Genomic DNA, 17,143 nt, shown 5'->3' on the forward strand with positions numbered 1-17,143 from the left:
AGCTTTCCGCTAATAACGGCATCCCTTACTTCCTCTTCACAACTATGAAAACCCAGCACCAGCCGGGCTGAATTGGATATAACATTTCGGGCATAACAAACAACGGATTCAATATATTCCATTTCTAAGCATGCATCAGACAGATTTTCGCTTTCCCTTTTCCGGCCACCAATTCCCTGTAAGTGTGTAATTCTTCATGGTTGTTGTCAATATCCGCCGGGCCTTTTTTGCTTTTACCGGATCAAATTTTTCGCTTGCCGTATATTCTTCCCGTTCTTTTAACAACTCCCGCTTCAAAGCATCATATCTTTGCCGCGCTTCCTTCGTCAGTTTTCGGGCATCCCAATCATGAATGCCCATATACGCCCGGTATTGCTTCGCATACATCAGATTCGTAAATAACAATCGCCGCTCTTCCATCAAAGCAGCACCCAGCAACTCAGTAGTTTCATAACTGTTTGGCATAAAATCTGGTTTTTAAATGTACAATACCTCCCCTGCCGAAACACTTGCTGCTTCAACCCATACTTTTGCCATGGACCCAAAGGCCCATCCACCACATCATGCCGGAAAATGAAAAACATGCACCGACGAAAGGGAAATGATCATCGGAAAAACCAATATAACGCGTTTTTGATCACAAAATATTTTTTGAAATAAAAATTCGGGATTTACCGTTTTTTGAAACATGATCCGTACCCTGACACTTTGCACCCTGCTCACCGCAGCCTGCTCCAAATCACCTGAAAGCCCCGCCTCGCCGGGCCTCCGCGAACATATCGTTCCGCCATCCACCACCCATTCCTCCATCAACACCTACAATAACCCGCATTACGCATACGTCGTACCCGACGATAAACGCCGCGGCCAACTACTGGTATTCCTTCCCGGAACCGGCGCGGAACCTAAAAACTATCGCAAATTCATACGCCTTGCCGCCGAAAAAGGGCACCATGCCATCGGGCTCATGTATCCCAACGAACCGGCTATCAACCAGTTCTGTGCTACCTCTGGCGATGTGACCGCCCACTCCCGCGCCCGCCTCGAAATCATCGATGGCGCCGACCGTCATCCCAATGTATCGGTCAACGCCGATAACTCCATCATCCACCGGCTGACCGCCCTCCTGCAATACCTGCATCAAAACCACCCCGGCGAAAACTGGGCGCAATTCCTCGCAAACGGCCAGCCCGCCTGGGAGAAAATCTGCATCGCCGGGCACTCCCAGGGCGCCGGCCATGCCGGCGTGATGGGTAAACATTACCCCCTCGCCCGCGTGATCCTCTTCTCCGGCATGGATTACCTCACCAACGGCCAGATTCCCGACTGGGTCACCAACACTACGCGCAGCAACATCTATTACGCGCTCCAACACGAAAAAGACGAGCTCCTCGATATACAAATGGTCAGAACCGCCTGGGCGCACCTCGCCATGGGCATGCCCGCATCGGCCGATCAGTTCATCCCGGCGAATGGCCGCGCGCTTGTCACCAAAGCCACACCGGCGTTATTGCTTCCCGCACGCTTCCACAATATGACGGTGGCCGACGTTTTCGTACCCGTTTCCATCGCGGAACAGGCCTGGCTGCACCTCCTGCAATAAAAACTTCCAGGCACGAAAAAGCCCGGATGCTTTCGCGTCCGGGCTTTTACTTTTATTCGTAGTGGTCCTTATTTCACTTCTTCAAATTCCGCGTCCGTCACTGTGTCGCCGTTTGTGCCTTGTTGGCCGCCCTGCTGTTGCTGGCCGGCTTGTTCGGGTCCGCCATTGGCGCCGCCCTGTGCCTGGGATGCTTTGTAGAGCTCTTCGGAAGCGGCTGTCCAGGCAGTGTTCAGCTCGGTCGAAGCAGCTTCGATCTGCGCAATGTCCTGGGTCTTTTGCGCTTCGCGCAGTTTTTCCAGTGCGGCTTCGATCGGCGCTTTTTTATCAGCGGGGATTTTATCGCCGTACTCTTTCAGCTGCTTTTCGGTCTGGAAGATCAGGCTGTCTGCCTGGTTGATCTTCTCGATCTTTTCGCGTGCTGCTTTATCTTCCGCTTCGTTGGCCTTGGCCTCGGCTTTCATCTTTTCGATTTCATCCTTATTGAGGCCGCTGCCGGCTTCGATGCGGATGTTCTGAGATTTGCCGGTGCCCTGGTCTTTCGCGGTCACGTGCAGAATGCCGTTGGCGTCGATGTCGAACACCACTTCGATCTTGGGCACGCCACGCGGTGCGGGCGGGATATCGTTGAGGATGAAGCGGCCCAGCGTCCTGTTCTGGCTGGCCATGGGGCGCTCGCCTTGCAGTACATGGATTTCTACGCTCGGCTGGCTATCGGCCGCGGTAGAGAACACTTCGCTCTTTTTCGTGGGGATGGTGGTGTTGGATTCGATCAGCTTCGTCATCACGCCGCCCATGGTTTCGATACCGAGGGAAAGCGGGGTAACGTCGAGCAGCAGCACATCTTTCACCTCACCGGTGAGTACGCCGCCCTGGATAGCCGCACCTACAGCCACCACTTCGTCGGGGTTTACGCCCCTGTTCGGCTTTTTACCGAAGAATTTCTCTACTACTTCCTGGATACGGGGGATACGGGTAGAACCGCCCACCAGTATCACTTCGTCGATTTTGCTGACTTCGATACCTGCGTCGGACAATGCTTTACGGCAAGGCTCCAGTGTTCTTTCCACCAGGCTATCGCTCAGCTGTTCGAATTTAGCGCGGGTCAGTTTCTTCACCAGGTGCTTGGGAACGCCGTCAACAGCCGTGATGTAAGGCAGGTTGATTTCGGTTTCCTGGGAAGAAGACAGTTCGATCTTCGCTTTTTCAGCGGCCTCTTTCAGGCGCTGCCATGCCATGGGATCTTTGTGCAGGTCAACGGCTTCGTCTTTCTTGAAGTCGTCTGCCAGCCAGTCCATGATCACTTTATCGAAGTCGTCGCCGCCCAGGTGGGTGTCGCCGTTGGTGGATTTCACCTCAAACACGCCATCACCCAGTTCGAGGATGGACACGTCGAAGGTACCGCCACCGAGGTCGAACACGGCGATCATGCTGTCCTGGTGTTTTTTATCCATACCATACGCCAGTGCGGCGGCGGTAGGTTCGTTGATGATACGGCGAACGGTGAGGCCCGCGATCTCGCCGGCTTCTTTGGTTGCCTGGCGCTGAGCGTCGTTAAAGTAAGCCGGAACGGTGATCACCGCTTCGGTTACTTCCTGCCCGAGGTAATCCTCTGCCGTTTTCTTCATTTTCTGAAGGATCATAGCAGAAATCTCCTGCGGAGTATATGGCCTGCCGTCTATATCGATGCGGGTAGTGTTGTTGTCGCCCTTTACCACTTTGTAGCTCACGTGGCTCAGCTCATTGGAAACCTCGTCAAAATGACGGCCCATGAAACGTTTTACCGACATGATGGTGTTAACGGGATTGGTGATGGCCTGGCGCTTGGCGGGGTCGCCCACCTTTCTTTCTCCGTTCTTCAAAAAAGCCACAACCGAAGGGGTGGTACGGCGCCCTTCGTCATTGGCGATCACTACCGGTTCGTTGCCTTCCATTACGGCAACGCAAGAGTTGGTAGTACCTAAGTCAATACCTATGATTTTTCCCATAAAATAAAATTCTCCTTTGTGAAACAGTGTATCCCGGCGGACCGGGCTTATCCTTCTCTGGTCAATGATTATGCCAAGGGCAGACAGTCTGTAAATATGTCAGTTTCTGCGCAAACAGCTTTGTATATAGAATAAAAAGATGTCTTAAAGATAGAACACACGTCCTTCTTTTTTGTTTTCAAATACGCACACAACCGACAAATGCATATGAAAAAAACCATGTTACGGTGGGTCATTTGCGCCATGACCGCCTCTCCCCTGCTTAGTGTCGCCCAATCCACCGACCCCGCCCCCAATAAACACAGCAGCCTCTTCGGCGGCGGTGGCATGAGTTACCGGACCTTCTCCCTCGGCATCAATGGCGGTGTTACCGCACCCTCCGTGCTCATCGGAGGCAGCAACGATTTCACCAAATCCAAAGTAGGATATGGCTACGGCGCCTACGCCAAATGGCAGCTGCTGCACTTCTTCGCCCTCCGCGCCGATTATATGGGCGGGCGCATCCAGGGCGACCAGAGCCGCGATCTCGGCAATGGGCGCCCCCCGGGCCGCGACGTTGAGTCGTTCGAAACACGGCTGAAATACACCGCCACCCTTTCCGGCGTGTTCAATTTCGCTTCCATCAACTGGGCCTACCGCAAACCCATCGCCCAGCTGTACGCGTCCGTGGGCGGCGGACTGGCCGGCTATAGCCCCAGGATCACGCCGCCCGGCGGCTCCGAAACGGAGTATAAAACCGACGGGAATATCAAGGAACTCATCATCCCCGTTGGCGCTGGCATCAAATTCAGGCTCAACGACTTCATGAACCTCGACCTCGGGTACACCATGAACTTCCTCGATGCCGACAACTTCGACGGGTTTAATTACGGCCCCTCCAAGGACCGCTTCTCCTACGGCTACGCCGGCCTCGAATTCGCCCTCGGCGCCCGCACAAAGCCCCAGCTGCAGTGGCATAACGGTCCGGCAATCATGTACGACGACATGCTTGCCCAACGCGATCAACTCCGCCTGGAACTCGAAGCCGAGAAGAACAACAACGCCAAACTGGCCGCTGATGTAGCAAAACTGCAGGTAGACAGCGATGGGGACGGGGTTTCCGATATTTTCGACAAATGCCCGAATACGCCTGCCGGCGACAGGGTAGACGGATCCGGTTGCTCCCTGCCCAAGCCCGACACTGCCCGCCCCGTTCAGGTGATTATCACCGACGACGACCGCCGGCTCGTGCGGAACGCCATCGACAACCTGGAGTTTGAGACCGGCAAATCCAATATCCGGCCCAAATCCCACGCCTCGCTCGACGAAGTGGCGGCGCTCCTCATCCGCAAAAACCTTAGCCTCAAACTGGCCGGGCATACTGACAATACCGGCAACCGCGCCCTCAATATGCGGCTGTCCAAAGACCGGGCGGAGTCCGTGAAATCCTACCTCGTCGGCAAGGGTGTGAACCCCAGCCGCATTGAAGCCACCGGTTACGGCCAGGATCAGCCCATTGCTTCCAATAAAACGGCGGCAGGCCGGCAACAGAACCGCCGCGTCGAATTCACCATCTACTAAAAAGCTGCATTTCAGCATAAATGACAACCTGTCAACAGCCCTTCCGCACTCCGGAAGGGCTTTTTTTCGCTTCGGCATACATTTTGTTAAATCAACCCTGCCATTTTAACATATTATGAAAAATTCAGTTCTCTTAGTCCTGACTGTATGCCTCTTATCCGTGGCTGCCCGAGCCCAGCAAGTTAATTTCGGGCTTAAGGGTGGTCTTAACGTTGCCAAATTCACGAATGTAGACAGAACCAAAGCCCGCGCGGGCATCTATTTCGGCGGATTCGCGCGGGTAGGTCTCACCGAAAACTGGAGCATCCAGCCGGAGCTGGTGTATTCCGGCCAGGGGTTTGTCGCCGACCCTCCAATCATCGAAAACCATACGGTTGCCGTGAATTATATCAACCTGCCCATCATGGCGCAGTATCATTTCATACCCGAATTCTACCTGGAAGCCGGTCCGCAGATTGGGTTCAAAGTAGCCGCCAAAGTGAAAAACGACGGTAATTCCTTCGACGTGGGCGAAAATTACCGGGGCGTGGATCTGGGCCTGGGCTTCGGTCTTGGGTATGATTTCGATTTTGGTTTGGGTGTAAACGCACGATATAATTTCGGGCTCACCAACGCTGCCGACGGCGATGACAAGCACGCCAATTCCGTAGCGCAGTTCGGCGTATCCTACACCTTCGGCAAGTTCCGCCTGAAAAAATAATAAAGGTATTAGCCTGTAAAACCCGAAGCAGCGTGCCGTATGGCCGCTGCTCTTTTTGCCCTTCCTGATCGTTACCTTTGCCGTCTACCATTACAATAAGCATTTTCATGAGCGTAGTTGCTTCCATCAAACAGGCCGCCGCGGCGGCAGTACGGGCGCTGTACCAGCAGCCCTTCACCGCGGCGGATGTATCCGTCAACACCACCAAGCCCGAATTCGAAGGCGAGTATACCATCGTTGTGTTCCCCTTTACGAAATTCAGCCGCCAGAAGCCCGAAGAAACCGGGCAAGCCCTCGGCGCCTGGCTGGCGGAAAACCATCCGGACCTCGTGGCCGGTTTCAATGTAGTGAAAGGCTTCCTCAACCTCACCGTGCACGACCAGTTCTGGACGGCGTTTGTGCAGGAGGCGCACCATAACGTTAACGTGGGCCAGCAGCCCGCCAACGGCAAAAAGGTGATGGTGGAATATTCTTCCCCCAACACCAACAAACCCCTCCACCTGGGGCACCTCCGCAACAACTTCCTCGGCTTCTCCGTGTCGGAAATCCTCAAAGCCAACGGCAACGAGGTGATCAAGGCCAACCTGGTGAACGACCGCGGCATTCATATCTGCAAATCCATGCTGGCCTGGCAGCTCTTTGCGCATGGCGATACGCCGGAGTCGACGGGTATAAAAGGCGACCACCTGGTAGGGGATTACTACGTCCATTTCGAATCCATCCTGCGCGACCAGGCCGAACCGATCATCTCCCGCGTACTGGAAGGCAATTTCAAAGATTTCGAAGGCGAACAACTGGAAAGGATCACCAAACTCCACACCGCGCTGCATAAGCCAGAAGTGCAGAACGACGCCGAGAAGTCCGGGAAGATCAAAGACGAAATCAAGGAACTCTCCCGCAACCGCACCGAGATCATGCAGCAGGCCAAAATCATGCTGCAGCAGTGGGAAGCCGGTAATCCCGAAGTCCGCGCGCTCTGGCAAACGATGAACAGCTGGGTGTACGAAGGTTTTGAAAAGACTTACCAGCGCCTGGGCATCGATTTCGACAAAATGTATTTCGAAAGCAATACTTACCTGCTGGGGAAAGATGTGGTGGAAGAAGGCCTCCGCAAGGGCGTTTTCTTCAAAAAAGCCGATAACTCCGTGTGGATCGACCTCACCGCCGACGGGCTCGACGAAAAGCTCGTGCTCCGTGGCGACGGCACTTCCGTGTACATCACCCAGGACATCGGTACCGCGCGCCTCAAATACGACGACTACCAGATGGACCAAAGCATCTACGTGGTGGCCGACGAGCAGAATTACCACTTCAAGGTGCTGAAACTCATCATGCAGAAGCTCGGCGAGCCCTCGGCCGACGGTATCGCCCACCTCTCCTACGGTATGGTGGAACTGCCGCACGGGCGGATGAAAAGCCGCGAAGGCACCGTGGTGGACGCAGACGACCTGGTGGAAGAAATGGTGAGCACCGCCGCCAGATACACCGAAGAACTCGGTAAAGTGAAAGATTTCACGGAAGAAGAATTGCGCGAACTGTACGAAACCATCGGGCTCGGCGCCATGAAATTTTTCCTTCTGAAAGTGGACCCGAAAAAGAAAATGGTCTTCAACCCGGAAGAATCCATCGATATCCATGGCTTCACCGGTCCGTTCATTCAATACAGCCACGCCCGTATCCGCTCGATCCTGCGCGAATTTTCGGCGGAAGACCTCGCGTCGCTGGCTTCCTACCGCCATACCGGCGCCCTCCTGCCCATGGAAAAGGAGCTGATCAAGATCAACGAACAGTTCGGTGAAGTGCTGGCGGAAGCCGGCCGCGAAATGAGCCCCTCCGTGATCGCGAACTACGCCTTCCTCCTGGCGCAAACCTTCAACTCGTTCTACGCCAAAAAGGAAAGCGGGAAATACATTTACTCCGTCCGCGACGCCGAAAGCGAAGACAAGCGCAAGCTGCGCCTGCAGATCGCTTCACTGACCGCCAATACCATCCGCCAATCCATGAAGTTGCTGGGTATCCGGGTGCCTGAAAGAATGTAGGACATCAAGAAACTGCCGAAATGTCAATGACGCCTGTCATTGACATTTCGTTCAGCCTGTAGTGTTAATGCAACTGCATCGCCTGATCGCAAATGCTTTGTCCCTTCACCACTTCCCCCGAGCATATATAAGATTTTCCGAGCATGAACATGGCGAACGCGTTCTGCGGTTGCAGCACGAGTATCCTGTTCCATTGCATGGCGGCCTGTACGTAATTTTGCTGTTTAAAGTAGGCATGGGCGAGCTGTTGCATGATGCGGATGTCGGAACTCCGCAGCTGCAGTGCTTTCTTAAAATTTTGAATGGCGTTGTCGTATGCGGCCTGTTGCAGGTAAGCCGTTCCCAGGTTTACATAAAGATCTGCATCGCCGGAAGTTCCGTACCTGGCAGCCATTTCGAATGCGCCGGCGGCGTTTTTGTAGTTTTCCATGTTAAAATGCATCATTCCTGATTCCAAATATAAATCCGCAGACGTACTGTCTGCCTTCAGTGCTTTTTCGTAAATTCTGAGTGCCGCGCCATAATTCTCTTCCTGCGCATACAGGCGCGCCAGCGTTTTGCAGATCATGGGCTGCAGGGGATCTTCCGCCAGCGAGCGCTCCAGCGCCCGGATGGATTCCGCGGCATGGTCGAGCGAGGCGTAACTCATGCCGATGATCGCATCCATATGCGGAACGTCCAGCTCCCGGGCGCGCAAAGCCCAGGCGAGCGCATCTTCCCAGGCCTTTTCCTCGTAATACACCTCCGCAAGCCCTGCCATCGCATACCTTTCCTCCGGCACTTCCGCCAGCAATTGCAGGTATTGCTGCCGGGCCAGCTCCCGGTTTTGCCGCAACCGGTGCAAAACCGCCAGCTGCAGATACGGCGCCGCATACTTCCGGTTGGCCCCGATGGCGTCTGCAAAGCAACGCTCCGCGTCGTCCAGCCGGCCTTCCAGCATGCATTGTTCTCCCTTCTTGTATAAATCGGTAGCACGGTCGCGTCCGGACGGAGCAACCGTAGCGGCCATCGGCTCAGTAGCCGCGCCGGCGAGGCATAGGATAAGGATACAGCGGTATAGGAACATGGTTCAATGTGCTAAGGCACCGAACCAAATATATATAATTTATTTCATACTTTTTGCAGAAAATGATAAAGGCATCAGGTCGGCGCTGTCGGCCACCACGATCACCTTTCCCGTCTGTCCCGCCAGGATCAGCCGGATGGGTCGGGAAAACCGGGCCGTGTACTCCATGAGCGTCTGCCGGCAGATGCCGCAGGGCGCGATAGGCTCGGTAGAAGGCGCCAGCTCGTTGTCGTAGCTAACGGCGATGGCCAGCACGGGAAGGTTCGGGAACAGGCTGGAGGCGGCGGAAAGAACGGTCCGCTCGGCGCAGATCCCCACAGGGTAACTGGCGTTTTCCTGATTGGTGCCGGTGAGGATTTCCCCGCTTTCCAGAAGCGCGGCGGCCCCCACCCGGAAGCGGGAATAAGGCGCATAGGCGTCTTTCGTGGCGCTGCGGGCCTGACGGAGCAGGGCGGCGTCTTCGGGCGGAAGGGCACTGCTGTCTGCATATGTCTCGAACTCGATGATGTGCCGGGTTTTTGTTTCCATGGACGGGTGTTTACATAAAAAAAGGTACTGTTTAGAATTCCAAGAAAAACAGGAACTTTATGGTAACAAAGGAGAACATATTTTTTGTTCATCCTGTGCAGGCAGACTGTTAAGGTCTGCCTGTTTTTCTTTATAGGTAGTTCCATTCTTCCACATTGCATAAGTCAGCAGCAATATTTTACGTTGCAATGCGGTAGCACCTATCATTTTACTGGCTTTATTTCCCTGGTTGATCCGTTGGTAGACAGCAGATAGCGCGGCATTGTACCGGGATGCAACTAATGCGGGAAAGTGAAGAGCGGCCCTGATCCTGCCATTTCCTTTCTTTGATATCCGGGTTTTGCCCTTGACACTGGTTCCTGACTCCCTTCTGACCACATCATAGCCCGCATAGCTTGCTAACTGCCTGGCATTGGCAATGAGTTCAAACCCTTGTGTTTCAGCCAGTATGATCGCAATTGTAATTACTCCTATCCCTTTAATTGTCAATAACTTATCTACTTTTTCCTGTAGCCGCTGCTCCTGCTTAACAAGCTTGGTTATAGCCGCACTGCACTTATCGATCTCTGTTTCCAGTTTCCGGATTATACCTTTGAGCGATGTCATGAGGAAAGCTGAGGGCTCATGCCCCGCCTGGGCGCTTTTTAACCGGTTGATGAAAGCGGTACGTTCTGCTTTCAGATCCGTATACAACCGGGTAAGGCTTCTTAGTTGTTTGAATATCGGGGCGGCAGGCTGCCATTGCTCCAGCTGTCTTTCCGCCGCCATTTGGGCGATAATAACTGCATCCTGCGCGTCCGTCTTGGACTTAACGTTCAGGCTCTTGCCATAGTGCTTTACTTTATTGGGTAACAACACCGAGACCCGGAACTGCAATCTATGTAAATGATAAGCCAGTGGCTCGTAATAGGTACCCGTCGCTTCCATCGCCCAACTAACCGGTATCGATGACGAACAGGATTTACGCACCCATTTGATAAGCTGGTTGAAACCTTTCATGCCGTTTTCAAAGGTCCGGACCTCGCTGAAAGAATACTTTCCCTTAGCGAACAACTGACAAAGACATGCCGTAAATGAGTCCTTGGAAATGTCAATCCCTATGCTTTGGCGCACCAGTGTTTCCATAGAAAGATTTTTAAGGTGACTTCCCGATTGACCCGTTTTCCTCCCTCGTCTTCCCTTTTAAATATTACACTTGCTTATCATGATGATAGCATTAAGTACTGTCCAGACTCTGAAGAAAAAATAAAGGAAATGGAGATACCTTTTTTACGGCATGGTTCAATAACCTGCCTAGCGGTCCCACTCTCATTTCCCCAAGGTCAATCCGATTAGCATTACTACATCGGAAGAACCAATTTTGTTATCTGGTACAAATGTAAAAGCAGTCGCGCTGCGGACCGAAAGTACATTTTTTCCGGGATGGCGGGCGCGACTGCCGTTATAACAATATTACGAATGCGATGGTTAGCGGATGGTGCGGAACAGGCGGCTCCAGCGGATGCCGTTTTGCCCGTAGCTCATCCAGATCAGCCAGGCTTTGCCGACGATGTGGTCTTCCGGCACGTATCCCCAGAAGCGGGAATCGAGGGAACGGTGGCGGTTATCGCCCATCATCCAGTAATAATCCATTTTGAAAGTATACGTGGTGGCGGGCTGGCCGTTGATGAAAAACTGGTTGGGGCCTTTTTCCTCCAGCGTATTGCCTTCATACACCTGTATAATGCGGCGGTACATGTTGATGGAAGCGCTGTCGAGCTTCACCGTAGCGCCTTTTTTCGGGATGTAAATCGGTCCGAAGTTATCGATGGAGAACTTGTAATTGGCTGTATCGTGGGGCCAAACATCCATTCCCCAGTCGGAGATCACGGGCGTTACGCCGGTTACGGCTTCGCCGAGACCTTCCACAGCTTTAGCCTGTCCGGGGGTCATATTCAGCTGGTTGCCGCCGTTGTACTCATCAATCCCCAGCTCTTCGAGGCGCATGGGGTTGAGGGAGCCGCCATCGCGGGTTTGTACGGTGTAATAGCGTTCTCCGTCGGGCGGCGGGGTTTCAGCTACGCCGTTTACCACAATAATGCCGTCGCGGATCATGAGGCTGTCGCCCGGGATACCCACGCAACGTTTGATATAGTTTTCACGTTTATCCACAGGGCGGGAGATTACGCGGTAGCTATTCCAGACAGATTCCCGGCCTTGCGTGCGAACAAGATCGGAGTAAACGGTGTTTTCTTGTACTTCGAGTGCCACGGTATCGCCTTCGGGAAAGTTGAACACCACCACATCATTCCGCTTAATATCGGAGAAACCGGGCAAACGGCGGTATTTCCACTGCACGGCTTCAGAATACGCTTTGGTGTATTTGGTCAGCGGAAGGGTATGATGGGTAAAGGGCACGGACAGCGGTGTCATGGGGATGCGCGGACCGTAACTAACTTTGCTCACGAAGAGGAAATCGTTGACCAGCAGCGTTTTCTCCATGGAAGGCGTAGGGATAGTGTAGGCTTCGAAAATAAATGTCCGGATCAGGGTGGCCGCAATAATGGCGAAGATGGCAGCATCCAGCCATTCCCGCACCGCGGACTTCTTTTTCTTCGGCTGGCCGTCCTTCTTCTTCCAAAATACCAGGTTCATGCGATGTGTTTTAGTTTATTTTATCAACAAATATAATATTCTGTTAATTGTCAGCTGTTTTTTCTGAAGATAAAGTTTTCTTAAAAAATACCACGTAAGTTTCCATTTGAAAACAACGGTTGAACCACTTTATTTCTATTTTTGTTTAATTCTATATCCAGGACTTTGAACAGCTTTACGATAAAAGATATTGAAAGCCTGACCGGCATTAAGGCGCATACCATCCGCATATGGGAGCAGCGCTACAATGTGCTGCGCCCAAAGCGGAAAGACACGAATCACCGCGTTTACGACAACGGCGACCTGAAGCACATCATGCGCATTGCGTACCTATACCGGCATGGTTACAAGATTTCGAAAATCGTGGGGATGACGGAAGAGGAAATAAAACAGCTTTCGCTGGAAGAAACCGGTCATAAAGGCAACCACCTCTACCAGGTTTATATCAACCAGCTGGTGGAAGCGATGATCGACTTCGACCAGATCCGTTTCGAAAAGATCTTTCATAACGTGTTGCTCCGCATGGGATTCGAGCAATGCATCCTCAAAGTCATCTACCCGTACCTGGAACGCATCGGCCTGCTCTGGCTGGTGGACTGTGTTATCCCCGCACAGGAACATTTCGCCGCCAATATCATCCGCAAAAAACTCATGGTTGCCATCGACGGGCTCGACATTCCGCAGCACCCGACCGAGTGCTTCATGGTATTCCTTCCGGAAGGAGAATGGCACGAAATCCCCCTGCTGTTTATGCATTATATGCTGAAGAGAAACGGCTGTACAGTGGTGAACTTCGGCGCCAACGTCCCGCTGGAAGACCTCCTCTTCTACACCGACCGCAAGCAGGTCGATCATATCTACACCCACATCATCACCAACTTCCCGCAGCGCACGCTCGACAATTTCGTGAAAGACCTCGGCCGCCTGTTTCCCACCATCCCCGTCACGATTTCCGGACCGCAGATCGCGCGCATCTCCGTACCCATCCCCGAAAACGTGAAAGTGCTCCTTTCGATGGATGAGGTGCTCCAATACGCCCGCCGCAAGCAGGTGCCCGCTTCCTGAGCGCAGATTACAACAGATTTTTTTCGAGGATCGTACTGATTTCCGGCGCACGGTTCATGATCATGAAGTGCCCGCCTTTGAGGATCGTATGCGTGGGGGTTACATACCGCCGCGGGAACGGCCTGTCGCTGCTGCCATGGATATGCAGCAGGCCCGGCGGCGTCCAGTCGTTGTTCCATTGCAGGATGGCTCCCAGCGCCCAACGCATGTAACGGAGGTCTTTCTTGCCGAGGTAATCGTCGAGCAGGCGGCGCTCCGCTTCGCTGCCGCATTGCATAAAGAGTTGCACCACGAAGCGCCGGTTGGTGAACAGCAGCCTGTCGGGCAGGCGGTTTAATACTTTGTTCGCGAAACTATTGTAGTACGGCGGCAGTTCCTGCCGGGATTTGACGCTGGAAATGAGCACCACCTGGCGCACGGGCAGCTGCCGCGCAATTTCAATGCTCATCATGCCGCCGAAGGAAAGTCCGACGAGGATGGGTTCCGGATGGAGGATCCTCCGCGCCATGCGCCCCGCATATTCGCCGATGGGCTCCCCGGCGTTGAGGGGCGTAATCCAGGGAAGGTAATGCACTTCGCAGTCAGCCGGAAACACCAGCCGCTCGAACACCCGTTCGTCGGCCCCGAGGCCGCTGATCAGGTATATATGCCTTTTACTCATCCCCGCCGGAAATTTTGCGAATGTCGTAACGCTCCATCTTGTTGTAAAGATGGCTTCGCTGGATGTCCAGCGCCTGCGCGGTTTTGCTTACGTTCCATCCGTTTTTTTGCAACATGAATTCGATGAATATCTTTTCCACTTCGTCCCGGAAGTCGTGCAGTTTCGTTAATACGAGCAGCTCGTCATTCAGGTAGTGGCTTTTTTTGTCGTGATTGGGCACTACGTAATTTTCCACGTCATCGGCCGTGATGGTTTTCCCGGAAAGGATCACCAGTCTTTCCACCACGTTCCGCAGTTCGCGGATATTGCCTGTCCATTGATGGTGCTGCAACGCTTTCATCGCGTCTTTATCCGCCGTTTTGCGGGCCATGCCGTATTCCGCGCACACCAGGTCCAGGAAGTGATCGACCAGCAGGGGAATATCGTCGCGGCGGTCATTGAGCGAAGGCACGTGGATGAGGATCACGCTGAGGCGGTGGTAAAGGTCGAGGCGGAAGTTTTTGTCTTCCACTTCTTTCAGCAAATCTTTATTGGTTGCCGCCACCACGCGCACGTCCACGCTGATTTCCTTGTCGCCGCCCACGCGCGTGATTTTCCCTTCCTGCAAGGCGCGCAGCACTTTGGCCTGGGCGCTGAGGCTCATATCGCCGATTTCGTCGAGGAAGAGGGTGCCACCGCTCGCCTGCTCAAATTTACCGATGCGTTGCTTCACCGCGGAGGTGAAAGAACCTTTCTCGTGGCCGAACAGTTCGGATTCGATGAGCTCGGAGGGTATGGCCGCGCAGTTCACTTCCACCATCGGGCCGCCGGAGCGGTTGCTGTAAGCGTGTATCCAGCGGGCCACGAGCTCCTTGCCCGCGCCGTTTTCGCCGGTAACGAGCACCCGCGCGTCTGTCGGCGCTACTTTATGAATAGTATCCTTGATTTTTACAATAGGGCCCGATTCGCCAATCATATCGGGTGTTTTGTTCACCTTTTTGCGCAGCGTTTTGGTTTCGGCCACCAACGTGGTTTTGTCCAGCGCGTTGCGGAGGGTGATGAGGAGACGGTTGAGGTCGGGCGGTTTGGAGATATAATCGAATGCGCCCTTTTTCACTGCATCTACCGCCGTGTCGATATTACCGTGGCCGGACACCATGATGATGGGCACGTCGCCATTGATCTCGCGGGCCTTCTCGAGGAATTCGAGCCCGTCCATCTTCGGCATTTTGATATCGCACAATACGGCGTCGTAGGTTTTGGCCTGGAACATTTTGAAGCCTTCGGCTCCATCGGCCGCTTCGTCGATTTTATACCCCTCGTAGCTCAGGATTTCGGTGAGCGTTTTCCGGATGCTCTTTTCGTCGTCGATGATCAGAATGTTGGCCATAGTATGTCTATTATTTTAAACACGGCAAAAATAACAAGAAACGGCCGATGTAGCGCAATTCACTTACTTTAAACGGCAGCGAATTAAAAAAATATACCAGGACGGGCGTTTTGGGCAAATAAAGTCTACCAATCTTGTCGGTTTTATCTGTAATTTTAGCCCGACACAGGTAACTATACGTTATGATGCACCCACTACTCGAATTATTGAAACAGCGGCATGCTGCAGCCGGCGTCGTGGCTTATCCCAGTTCTGAAGCCGTGTGGCAGTTCTGCAACGACCTGATCAACTGGCTGTTCCCGGAGCATAGCGGCCGGGTGATGGATGATGCTGCCATCGAGCAATACGCGGTGCGGCTGGAAACGCAGCTGAACGAGCTGTTGCAGCATATTGCCGCGCAATTGCCGGAGTCTCCCGAGGCGGTGAGCCGCCAGTTTATGGAGATGGTGCCGGGCATTTACGCGGATCTGACCAAAGACGCGGAGGCCATCCTACAGGGCGACCCTGCCGCCACCTGCATCTACGAAGTAATCAGGGCGTATCCCGGATTTTTCGCGATTGCGGCTTACCGCGTGGCGCATGGGCTCCATTTGCTGGAAGTGCCCCTCCTCCCCCGCGTCATCACCGAATACGCGCACGCCAGAACGGGGGTCGACATCCACCCCGCGGCGGAGATCGCGCCGTATTTCTGTATCGACCATGGCACGGGGATCGTGATCGGCGAAACCACCGTCATCGGCCCACAAGTGAAAATATACCAGGGCGTTACGCTGGGCGCCCTCAGCATCGACAAAACGATGGCCCGCGCCAAGCGCCACCCTACTATCGAGGAAGGCGTGGTAATTTACGCCGGCGCCACTATCCTCGGCGGAGACACCATCATCGGGCACCACAGCGTCATCGGCGGGAATGTATGGCTCATCAAATCGGTGGAGCCCCATTCCAGGATTTATTACAAAGCAGACGGCAGTATAAAAGTTATTTAAATCGTATGAGCACAGTACTGGATTTAGTGGGCAACACCCCCATGGTGGCCCTGCAACGCATCCCGGAAAACCCCGACGTCACCATCTACGCCAAGCTGGAAGGCACCAATCCCGGCGGCAGCGTGAAAGACAGGGCGGCCTACGGGATGATCAAAGGCGCGCTCGACCGCGGCGAGATCCGCCCCGGCATCAAACTGATCGAAGCCACCAGCGGCAACACCGGCATCGCGCTGGCCATGATCGCCAACCTCTTCAACGTGGGAATCGAAATCGTTATGCCCGAAGACGCTACCCGCGAGCGCGTGCTCACCATGGAAGCCTTCGGCGCGAAAGTAGTGCTCACGCCCAAAGAGCAAAGCATGGAAGGCGCGATCGACTACGCGCATGCGCAGGTGGAAAAAGGCGGTTATTTCATGCTGAACCAATTCGCCAATCCCGATAACTACGGCATGCACTACCGCACTACCGGCCCCGAGATCTGGCGCGACACGCGGCACGGCATCACCCATTTCGTGTCGGCCATGGGCACCACGGGAACGATTATGGGTGTATCACGCTTTTGAAAGAAGTGAAGCCCGGCGTGCAGATTGTAGGCTGCCAGCCGACCGACGGCAGCAAGATCCCCGGCATCCGCAAATGGCCGGAAGCCTACCTCCCGAAGATTTTCGAGCGGCAGCGGGTAGACCGGATCATGGATATCTCAGAGGCGGAAGCGCGGGAAATGACCAACCGGCTGGCGCGGGAAGAAGCGATCTTCTGCGGTATGTCCAGCGGTGGCGCAGTAGCGGCGGCAGTAAGGGTAGCGAAGGAACTAACGAGCGGGGTGATCGTGTGCATCATCTGCGACCGCGGCGACCGCTATCTCAGCACCGATCTTTTCGGACAATAATTTCAACTTTCTATATCATCAACCATCAATCGGCGGCCGCGCTCCCCAGGGGGCGCGG

General features: G+C 54.0%; 14 protein-coding genes and 1 pseudogene. 7 read left to right on the top strand and 8 right to left on the bottom strand.

All coding sequences use genetic code 11. The annotated features are described in order from the left end of the window. Nucleotides 1–135: 135 nt before the first annotated feature. Nucleotides 136–465 carry a hypothetical protein gene (locus WJU16_RS06275; RefSeq protein WP_341837473.1) on the bottom strand — a complete coding sequence of 110 codons (330 nt, stop codon included), beginning with the start codon at nt 463–465 and terminating at the stop codon, nt 136–138. A gap of 223 nt (nt 466–688) precedes the next feature. Between WJU16_RS06275 and WJU16_RS06280 the strand changes: the two genes are divergently transcribed. Further along, a complete protein-coding gene (locus tag WJU16_RS06280; RefSeq protein ID WP_341837474.1) occupies nt 689–1,603 on the top strand; it encodes a BPSS1187 family protein in 915 nt (304 codons plus the stop codon). 68 nt (nt 1,604–1,671) lie between these two features. Here WJU16_RS06280 and dnaK read toward each other — a convergent pair whose 3' ends face one another. Next, complete coding sequence (gene dnaK, locus WJU16_RS06285; protein ID WP_341837475.1) at nt 1,672–3,588, bottom strand: molecular chaperone DnaK; 1,917 nt, start codon at nt 3,586–3,588, stop codon at nt 1,672–1,674. Between the two features lie 207 nt (nt 3,589–3,795). On the opposite strand from dnaK, the gene WJU16_RS06290 reads away from it, so the two are divergent. The 3 genes from WJU16_RS06290 to argS all read left to right on the top strand — a co-directional run bounded on the left by WJU16_RS06290 (nt 3,796) and on the right by argS (nt 7,887). Further along, nucleotides 3,796–5,148, top strand: a complete 1,353-nt coding sequence (locus tag WJU16_RS06290) for an OmpA family protein (RefSeq protein WP_341837476.1) — start codon at nt 3,796–3,798, stop codon at nt 5,146–5,148. A gap of 115 nt (nt 5,149–5,263) precedes the next feature. Continuing rightward, on the top strand, nt 5,264–5,848 hold the full coding sequence (locus WJU16_RS06295; protein ID WP_341837477.1) for a porin family protein: 585 nt from the start codon (nt 5,264–5,266) through the stop codon (nt 5,846–5,848). Nucleotides 5,849–5,955: 107 nt separating this feature from the next. Further along, nucleotides 5,956–7,887 (top strand): arginine--tRNA ligase, encoded by a 1,932-nt coding sequence (argS, locus tag WJU16_RS06300; protein ID WP_341837478.1) that lies wholly within the window; start codon nt 5,956–5,958, stop codon nt 7,885–7,887. Between the two features lie 64 nt (nt 7,888–7,951). Here argS and WJU16_RS06305 read toward each other — a convergent pair whose 3' ends face one another. The 4 genes from WJU16_RS06305 to lepB all read right to left on the bottom strand — a co-directional run bounded on the left by WJU16_RS06305 (nt 7,952) and on the right by lepB (nt 12,115). After that, a complete protein-coding gene (locus WJU16_RS06305) occupies nt 7,952–8,953 on the bottom strand; it encodes a tetratricopeptide repeat protein (RefSeq protein ID WP_341837479.1) in 1,002 nt (333 codons plus the stop codon). A 39-nt stretch (nt 8,954–8,992) separates the two neighbouring features. Next, entirely contained in the window at nt 8,993–9,481 is a 489-nt protein-coding gene (locus WJU16_RS06310) for a cytidine deaminase (protein WP_341837480.1), read from the bottom strand. A gap of 57 nt (nt 9,482–9,538) precedes the next feature. Further along, on the bottom strand, nt 9,539–10,606 hold the full coding sequence (locus WJU16_RS06315) for an IS110 family transposase (RefSeq protein ID WP_341837481.1): 1,068 nt from the start codon (nt 10,604–10,606) through the stop codon (nt 9,539–9,541). Nucleotides 10,607–10,948: 342 nt separating this feature from the next. Then, complete coding sequence (gene lepB / locus WJU16_RS06320; protein WP_341837482.1) at nt 10,949–12,115, bottom strand: signal peptidase I; 1,167 nt, start codon at nt 12,113–12,115, stop codon at nt 10,949–10,951. 165 nt (nt 12,116–12,280) lie between these two features. Between lepB and WJU16_RS06325 the strand changes: the two genes are divergently transcribed. Further along, the gene (locus WJU16_RS06325) at nt 12,281–13,180 is read left to right on the top strand and encodes a MerR family transcriptional regulator (protein ID WP_341837483.1); all 900 of its coding nucleotides are present in this window, start codon (nt 12,281–12,283) and stop codon (nt 13,178–13,180) included. 7 nt (nt 13,181–13,187) lie between these two features. On the opposite strand, the gene WJU16_RS06330 is transcribed toward WJU16_RS06325, so the two are convergent. Next, nucleotides 13,188–13,841 (bottom strand): alpha/beta fold hydrolase, encoded by a 654-nt coding sequence (locus WJU16_RS06330; protein WP_341837484.1) that lies wholly within the window; start codon nt 13,839–13,841, stop codon nt 13,188–13,190. After that, the gene (locus WJU16_RS06335; protein ID WP_341837485.1) at nt 13,834–15,210 is read right to left on the bottom strand and encodes a sigma-54 dependent transcriptional regulator; all 1,377 of its coding nucleotides are present in this window, start codon (nt 15,208–15,210) and stop codon (nt 13,834–13,836) included. The genes WJU16_RS06330 and WJU16_RS06335 overlap by 8 nt, the downstream gene beginning before the upstream one ends. Before the next feature lie 182 nt (nt 15,211–15,392). On the opposite strand from WJU16_RS06335, the gene WJU16_RS06340 reads away from it, so the two are divergent. Beyond that, nucleotides 15,393–16,196 (top strand): serine O-acetyltransferase, encoded by an 804-nt coding sequence (locus WJU16_RS06340; RefSeq protein WP_341837486.1) that lies wholly within the window; start codon nt 15,393–15,395, stop codon nt 16,194–16,196. A 41-nt stretch (nt 16,197–16,237) separates the two neighbouring features. Then, nucleotides 16,238–17,085 (top strand): annotated as a pseudogene (gene cysM / locus WJU16_RS06345) (cysteine synthase CysM). Nucleotides 17,086–17,143 lie beyond the last annotated feature (58 nt).

The organism is Chitinophaga pollutisoli (genome assembly GCF_038396755.1).
Taxonomy (GTDB): domain Bacteria; phylum Bacteroidota; class Bacteroidia; order Chitinophagales; family Chitinophagaceae; genus Chitinophaga; species Chitinophaga pollutisoli.